Source organism: Stenotrophomonas sp. (assembly GCF_031995405.1).
Classification (GTDB): Bacteria; Pseudomonadota; Gammaproteobacteria; order Xanthomonadales; family Xanthomonadaceae; genus Stenotrophomonas.
Genome location: NZ_DAMAGC010000048.1, coordinates 21,971 through 28,571 on the forward strand (window position 1 = coordinate 21,971; position 6,601 = coordinate 28,571).

At 68.7% G+C, this 6,601-nt stretch carries 5 protein-coding genes; all 5 read right to left on the reverse strand.

The features are described 5' to 3' along the window. Positions 1 to 34: 34 nt before the first annotated feature. The 5 genes from RTO53_RS10545 to prmB all read right to left on the reverse strand — a co-directional run bounded on the left by RTO53_RS10545 (position 35) and on the right by prmB (position 6,400). Positions 35 to 2,056 carry a FimV/HubP family polar landmark protein gene (locus RTO53_RS10545; protein ID WP_312237742.1) on the reverse strand — a complete coding sequence of 674 codons (2,022 nt, stop codon included), beginning with the start codon at positions 2,054 to 2,056 and terminating at the stop codon, positions 35 to 37. 87 nt (positions 2,057 to 2,143) lie between these two features. Beyond that, positions 2,144 to 3,169, reverse strand: coding sequence for an aspartate-semialdehyde dehydrogenase (locus RTO53_RS10550; RefSeq protein ID WP_312237743.1), 1,026 nt, complete (start codon positions 3,167 to 3,169; stop codon positions 2,144 to 2,146). Positions 3,170 to 3,322: 153 nt separating this feature from the next. Continuing rightward, a complete protein-coding gene (locus RTO53_RS10555) occupies positions 3,323 to 4,378 on the reverse strand; it encodes a D-glycerate dehydrogenase (protein ID WP_312237744.1) in 1,056 nt (351 codons plus the stop codon). Next, positions 4,371 to 5,474, reverse strand: a complete 1,104-nt coding sequence (gene aroC, locus RTO53_RS10560; protein ID WP_312237745.1) for a chorismate synthase — start codon at positions 5,472 to 5,474, stop codon at positions 4,371 to 4,373. Before aroC ends, RTO53_RS10555 begins: the two co-directional genes overlap by 8 nt. After that, positions 5,471 to 6,400 (reverse strand): 50S ribosomal protein L3 N(5)-glutamine methyltransferase, encoded by a 930-nt coding sequence (prmB, locus tag RTO53_RS10565; protein ID WP_312237746.1) that lies wholly within the window; start codon positions 6,398 to 6,400, stop codon positions 5,471 to 5,473. Before prmB ends, aroC begins: the two co-directional genes overlap by 4 nt. Between the last annotated feature and the right edge of the window lie 201 nt (positions 6,401 to 6,601).

Here is a 6,601-nt window from a genome sequence, read left to right on the forward strand (position 1 = left end):
GGCCCATGCCGCCAGCGGCCTCAACCGGTCGTACTCACCCCAGCCGCGCCAGCAGCTCGCGCGCCTGCGCCTGGCTGTGCGGATCGGCGGCGGCGACCACTTCCTGCAGCAGGGTGCGCGCGGTTTCGGCATCGCCCAGGTCCAGGTAGGCGATCGCCAGTTCCAGGCGATCACGCCCGGCGGCGGGTGCGCCGTGGCTGCTGTCGGGGTCGCTGCCGGTGCCGGCATCGAACGGTGCGAGGGCATGAGCGCTGTCGGCATTGGTATCCGGGTGGATATCGGCACGGACATCGGCGGCCGTGTTGCCTTCATCCGGGAATTCGAACACGCCACGGAACGAGGGCTGCGCCGCTGCGTCGAGGGCGTGCGCCGGCGTCGGATCGACGGCGCTGTGGAGATCGGCAGCCTCGTCGCTGCGCGGGTCCGGGTCGGTGATGACGTCATCGACGACGGTGATGTCGCGGTCCACGCCGTCCAGGGCATCGACGCTGGCCGCGCGGTAACCCGGCTCGGGCTCGAGGCTGAACACCGGCTCGCGGCGTCCACCGTCAAGCACATACCCCGGCGGCGTGGCGTAGTCCTCGGTGACGTCCTCGACCGGATCGGCATCGTGCGGGTCCTGCTGCGCGGCCAGTTCGTCGACGTAATCGGTCGCGGGCACCGCAGCCGCCAGGGCGGTGCCATCCAGGCCGTCGCGACGCAACGGCGGCAACGGTGACGGCTTGCGGCGACGGGCCACGGCCCAGCCGGCCACGACCAGCAACAGCACGGCCAGCCCCAGCCAGTACCAACCCGCGCCGCCGGCCTCACGCGCAGCCGGGGCCTGGCCCAGGCGCTGCTGGGCGGCGGCCAGGTCGCTGTCCTTCATGGCGATCAGCGACTGCTGCTGCTTCTCCAGCTTTTCCAGTTCGGCCACGCGGCCGCGCAGCTCCTGGATTTCGGCATCGCGGGTGGCGACATCTTCCTTGGCCTGACGCAGTTGTTCGTTGCCCAGCATGTCACCCTCACTACCGGCAGCGGTGCCGGTGGTTGTCCCTGCATTGTTGTCGGTGGCGGCGACCGCCGGGGCGATCTCCAGGCGTGCACCGCTGGCCGCGGCCGGCGCGGTGGCCGGGCCGGGGGTGGCGGCCACGCCGCTGCTGGCCGGCTGCGGAATCGCGGCGCGCGACTGGCGCCACTGCGCGGCATGCTCGCGAACGATCGCGGCCGCTTCGTTGGCGTCGATCGGTGCGGCGGTATCGCCGGCGGGGCTGCGCAGCACCGCGCCCTGCTTGAGCAGGTTCACGTTGCCACGGATGAACGCCTCGGGATTGGCACGCAGCAGCGCGATCATCGCCTGGTCGCGGTTGATGCCCTGGCCGCGCGCCACGCTGCCGGCGATCTGCGACAGGGTCTGGCCGCGCTGCACGGTGATGCTGCCATCGGCGGCCACGTTTGCAGGCGCGGGCGCCGGTGCAGGCGCGCGCGGAGCGCTGTTGCGCGGCGGGACCGGCGCGGTGCGCGACGGCGCGGTGTCGGCTGCCACCGGCGTGGCCGGCTCAGCTGTCGGCACCGGCACCGGCTCGGGCTCGCGCACGATGGCGTTGGACATCGCGCCGGCAGGGGCCACGATCTCCGGTTCGGCCACGGCCAACGCGCTGTTGGGCGCATCGACCAGGGCGGAGTATTCGCGGACCAGGCGGCCCTGGCCCCAATCGGCTTCGATCAGGAAGTTCAGCGAGGGCGTGGTGACCGGCGCCTGCGTGCTGACCCGCACCACCGCCCTGCCCTGCGCGTTCTGGGTGAGCTCGAACTGCAGCTCACTGACCAGCCCGGCCGGGCGTTCCAGCCCAACCCGCGCGAAGGTGACCGGCGAGGCCAGGGCCACGCGCAGGTTCTGCAGCTCGGCCGGATCGGCCGAGATCACCGGGATTTCGGCCAGCAGCGGCTGGCCGGGCTTGGACAGCACCCGGATATCGCCCAGCCCCAGGGCCATGGCGGAACTGCTGGCCAAGGCCAGCAGCAGCGTGGACACATACTTGAGCGGGCGCAATGCGCCCGGAGCCCGGTTGTTCATGGCGGCCAATATAACGGCTCCCCCCGTGATCGGCGATGGTTCAATTGCAGCGGCCGATGGCATCCCCATGCCATCGGCGCTGCGCGATCAGCCTTCGGCGGCGACCAGTTCGGCCAACTGCACGGCGTTGAGGGCCGCACCCTTGCGGATGTTGTCCGACACGATCCACAGGTTCAGGCCACGCGGGTGCGACAGATCCTCGCGGATCCGGCCGACATACACCGCATCGTTGCCCGAGGCATGGGTGACCGGGGTCGGGTAACCGCCGGCTTCGTGCGTGTCGACCACTTCCACGCCGGGCGAGCGCGAGAGCAGTTCGCGCGCGGCCTCCGGGGTGACCTTGTCGCGGGTTTCGATGGTGACCGCTTCGGAGTGGCCGTAGAAGACCGGCACGCGCACTGCGGTGGGGTTCACCAGGATGCTGTCATCGCCCAGGATCTTGCGGGTTTCCCAGACCAGCTTCATCTCTTCCTTGGTGAAGCCGTTGTCCAGGAAGTCGTCGATGTGCGGGATCAGGTTGAAGGCGATCTGCACCGGGAAGCGCTGCGGGTCGATCTGCTGGAAGCTGAGCAGCTGGCCGGTCTGCTTGCCGAGTTCTTCCAGCGCCGAACGACCGCCGCCGGACACCGACTGGTAGGTGGCCACGTTGATGCGCACGATGCCGTACTGGCGGTGCAGCGGAGCGAGCGCGACCAGCATCTGCATGGTCGAGCAGTTCGGGTTGGCGATGATCCCGCGCGGGCGGTGCTTCAGCGCCTCGGGGTTCACTTCGGAGACCACCAGCGGCACGTCATCCTCGTAACGGAACGCCGAGGAGTTGTCGATCACCACCGCACCGGCGGCGGCGAACTTCGGGCCGAACTCCTTGGACACGCTGCCACCTGCGGAGAACAGCGCGATGTCCACGCCGGTCGGGTCGAAGTCGGCCAGGTCCTGGACCTTGATCTTGTCGCCCTGGAAGTCGATTTCGCCACCGGCCGAACGCGAGGACGCGAGCAGGCTCAGCGTGGCGATCGGGAAGTTGCGCTCGGCCAGGATGGCCAGCATGGTTTCGCCGACAGCACCGGTGGCACCGACGACGGCGACGTGGAAACGACGATCTGGATTGTTCATGAGAACCTCTTGTGGGGGGATGCGTACCAACCAGCGGTTGGTACTTGCCGTACGTTGGGAATGCGTACCGACCAACGGTCGGTACCTGCCGGAATTTGATGACCTGTCACGCGCCGGGTTCGGGGAACCTCGCCTGTGGGTCGCGGAGGTTCCCTATCGTTTTGCGTCGTCGATTTTTTTGGCGCCCACGATCGCGCCGCCGGCAACGGCCGCTTTCACGGCCGCGGCGTTGATCGCGCTCGACGGGTTGCCGGCGTGCGGGCCGTGGCCCAGCGCGGCGGTCAGGTTGTCCACTGCCAGCTGCACCATCGCCCGGCGCGTGGCCCGGCTCGCACTGCCGATATGCGGGGTCAGCACGATGTTGTGCAGGGCCAGCAGTTCCGGGCGCACCGTGGGCTCGCCTTCGAACACGTCCAGCCCGGCCGCCGCCAGGCGACCATTGGCCAGGGCCTCGGCGAGCGCAAGCTCGTCGACGATGCCACCGCGGGCGATGTTGACCAGGGTGGCGCCCGGCTTCATCTTCGCCAGCGCGTCCGCATCGATGATGTGGTGCGAGGAGGCGTTGTAGGGCAGCACCAGCACCAGGTGGTCGACCTGGGTGAGCAGCGTCTCCAGGTCCACGTACTGCGCGCCGACCTCGGCCTCGGTGGCCTCGGGCAGGCGCGAGCGGTTGTGGTACAGCACGCGCATGCCGAAGCCGAGCGCACCGCGCCGGGCGATGCCCTGCCCGATCCGCCCCATGCCGAGAATGCCCAGCGTGCTGCCGTAGATGTCCGCACCCAGCATGGTCTGGAACGACCACTGGCCCCACTGGCCATCGCGCAGCCAACGTTCGGATTCGGTGATGCGCCGGGCGGTGGCCATCAGCAGCGCAAAGCCGAGGTCGGCGGTGGTTTCGGTCAACACGTCCGGGGTATTGCTGGCCAGGATGCCGGCGGCACTGAGCGCGTCGACATCCAGGTTGTTGTAGCCGACCCCGACGTTGGCGATGGCGCGCAGCTGCGGTGCGTTGGCGATCTCGGCCGCGCCGATGCGTTCGTTGAGGGTGATCAGCGCGCCGTCCACGCCAGCCAGCCGCTCGGCCAGCTGCTGCGGCGTGTAGCGGGTGACCTCGCCCGTCATGTCCAGGTCGAAATGCTGCCCGAGCTGTTCGACGACGTCATCGAACAACGGCTGGCTGACCCAGACCCGGGGACGCCGATCAGCCATCGATCGTGCCCGGGATGCGCGGGGTGATGTCGCCGACATCGCCACACTGGGCGCGGTGGCGCAGCGCCTGGTCCATCAGCACCAGCGCCATCATCGCCTCGGCGATGGGGGTGGCGCGGATGCCCACGCAGGGATCGTGGCGACCGGTGGTGATCACCTCGACCGCGTTGCCGTCGGCGTCCACGGTCGCGCCGGGCAGGCGCAGGCTGGAGGTCGGCTTGAGCACGATCGAGGCAGTGACCTGTTGACCGGTGGAGATGCCACCGAGGATGCCACCGGCATGGTTGCTGGCAAAGCCCTCGAGGGTGATCAGGTCGCGGTGTTCGGTGCCCAGCTGGGTGACGCTGGCAAAGCCGTCGCCGATCTCCACGCCCTTGACCGCGTTGATGCTCATCAGCGCGGCGGCCAGTTCGCCGTCGAGCTTGCCGTAGATCGGCTCGCCCCAGCCCGGCGGCACGCCGTCGGCGACCACGTTGACGCGTGCGCCCACCGAATCACCGGACTTGCGCAGCGCATCCATGTAGCGCTCCAGGGCCGGCACCTGTTCGGCGACCGGCCAGAAGAACGGGTTGTCTTCCACCGCCGACCAGTCGTGCCCGCTCGGGGTGATGTCGCCCAGCTGCGAAAGGTAGCCGCGCACGGTCACGCCGTAGCGCTGTTGCAGCCACTTCTTGGCGATGACGCCGGCGGCCACGCGCATGGTGGTTTCGCGCGCGGACGAGCGCCCGCCACCGCGCGGGTCGCGGATGCCGTACTTCTGCCAGTAGCTGTAATCGGCGTGGCCCGGGCGGAACTGCTGGGCGATGTTGGTGTAGTCCTTGCTGCGCTGGTCGGTATTGCGGATCAGCAGCGCGATCGGGGTGCCGGTGGTGCGCCCTTCGTACACGCCGGACAGGATCTCGATGTCATCGGCTTCGCGCCGCGCCGAGGTATGCCGGCTCTTGCCGGTGGCGCGGCGCTGCAGGTCGTGGGCGAATTCGTCGGCACTGATCTCCAGCCCCGGCGGGCAGCCATCGATCACACAGCCGATCGCCGGACCGTGCGATTCGCCGAAGGTGGTGACGGTCAGCAGTCTGCCGAAGCTGTTGGAACTCACGGCCGCTGCGCTGCCAGTTCGGTGATGCGCGCGCTATGGGCGATCAGTTCACGGCATTCGACGGCGAAGATGCCCATCTGGCCGACCTTGAATTCCACCCAGGCAAAATCGATTTCCGGCAGCAGCTTGATCAGGTGCTGTTCGGACTCGCCCACTTCGCAGATCAGCAGGCCGTCTTCGCTGAGGTGCAGCGGGGCGTCGCGCAGGATCTTGAGCACCAGGTCCAGGCCATCATCACCGGCACGCAGGCCCATTTCCGGCTCGTAGGAGTATTCCTTCGGCAGGGCATCGGTCTCGTCGTTGGTGACGTACGGCGGGTTGGTGACGATGAGGTCGTAATGACGGCCGGTGAGGCCGTTGAACAGGTCGGACTTGAGCAGGGTGACGTTGTGCGCCTGCAGGCGCTCCTTGTTCTCATGCGCCAGCGCCAGGGCGTCGTCGCTGAGGTCCACGCCGTCCACTTCCCAGTTGGGGTAGTAGTGACCCATGGCGATGGCGATGCAGCCCGAGCCGGTGCACAGGTCGAGGGCGCGATGCACGTCGCGGCCGGCGAGCCACGGCTCGAAGCCGGTTTCGATGAGTTCGGCGATCGGCGAGCGCGGCACGAGGGCGCGGCTGTCGCTCTTGAAGCTGAGGCCGGCAAACCAGGCCTCACCGGTGAGGTAGGCGGCCGGAAGGCGTTCGGTGATGCGACGTTCGAACAGGGCCAGAACCTCGGCCTTCTCCGGGGTGGTCACGCGCGCGGCGCCGTAGGCCGGACCGAGGTCATGCGGCAGGTGCAGGCTGTGCAAGACCAGCTGGGTGGCTTCGTCCAGGGCGTTGTCGTAGCTGTGCCCGAAGGTCAGCCCGGCGGCGTTGAAACGGCTGGTGCCGTAGCGGATCAGGTCGATGATCGTATGGAGTTCGGCGGCCGTTTCGGCAGTCATGGCAAGGCAACAGACAAAGTGGCCCCCGATTATAGGCGACCCCATGCCCCCCGGCATCCGTTGCAGTCGAAAGTGGTTGGGCTGGGGGTTGGGCGTTGGAAGCCTGAAGCAGGGTCAAGGTCAACGTCCACGGCGGGCACCGCGTTGTTCGCGGGCCGGATCGGTGGGGGAGGGTTGGCGGGGCACGCTGCAAGTACGTCC

Excerpts from the sequence above, each read along its gene's own strand:
- prmB (WP_312237746.1), bottom strand. The coding sequence starts at position 6,400 with ATGACTGCCGAAACGGCCGCCGAACTCCATACGATCATCGACCTGATC.
- RTO53_RS10550 (WP_312237743.1), bottom strand. The coding sequence starts at position 3,169 with ATGAACAATCCAGATCGTCGTTTCCACGTCGCCGTCGTCGGTGCCACC.
- RTO53_RS10545 (WP_312237742.1), bottom strand. The coding sequence starts at position 2,056 with ATGAACAACCGGGCTCCGGGCGCATTGCGCCCGCTCAAGTATGTGTCC.
- RTO53_RS10555 (WP_312237744.1), bottom strand. The coding sequence starts at position 4,378 with ATGGCTGATCGGCGTCCCCGGGTCTGGGTCAGCCAGCCGTTGTTCGAT.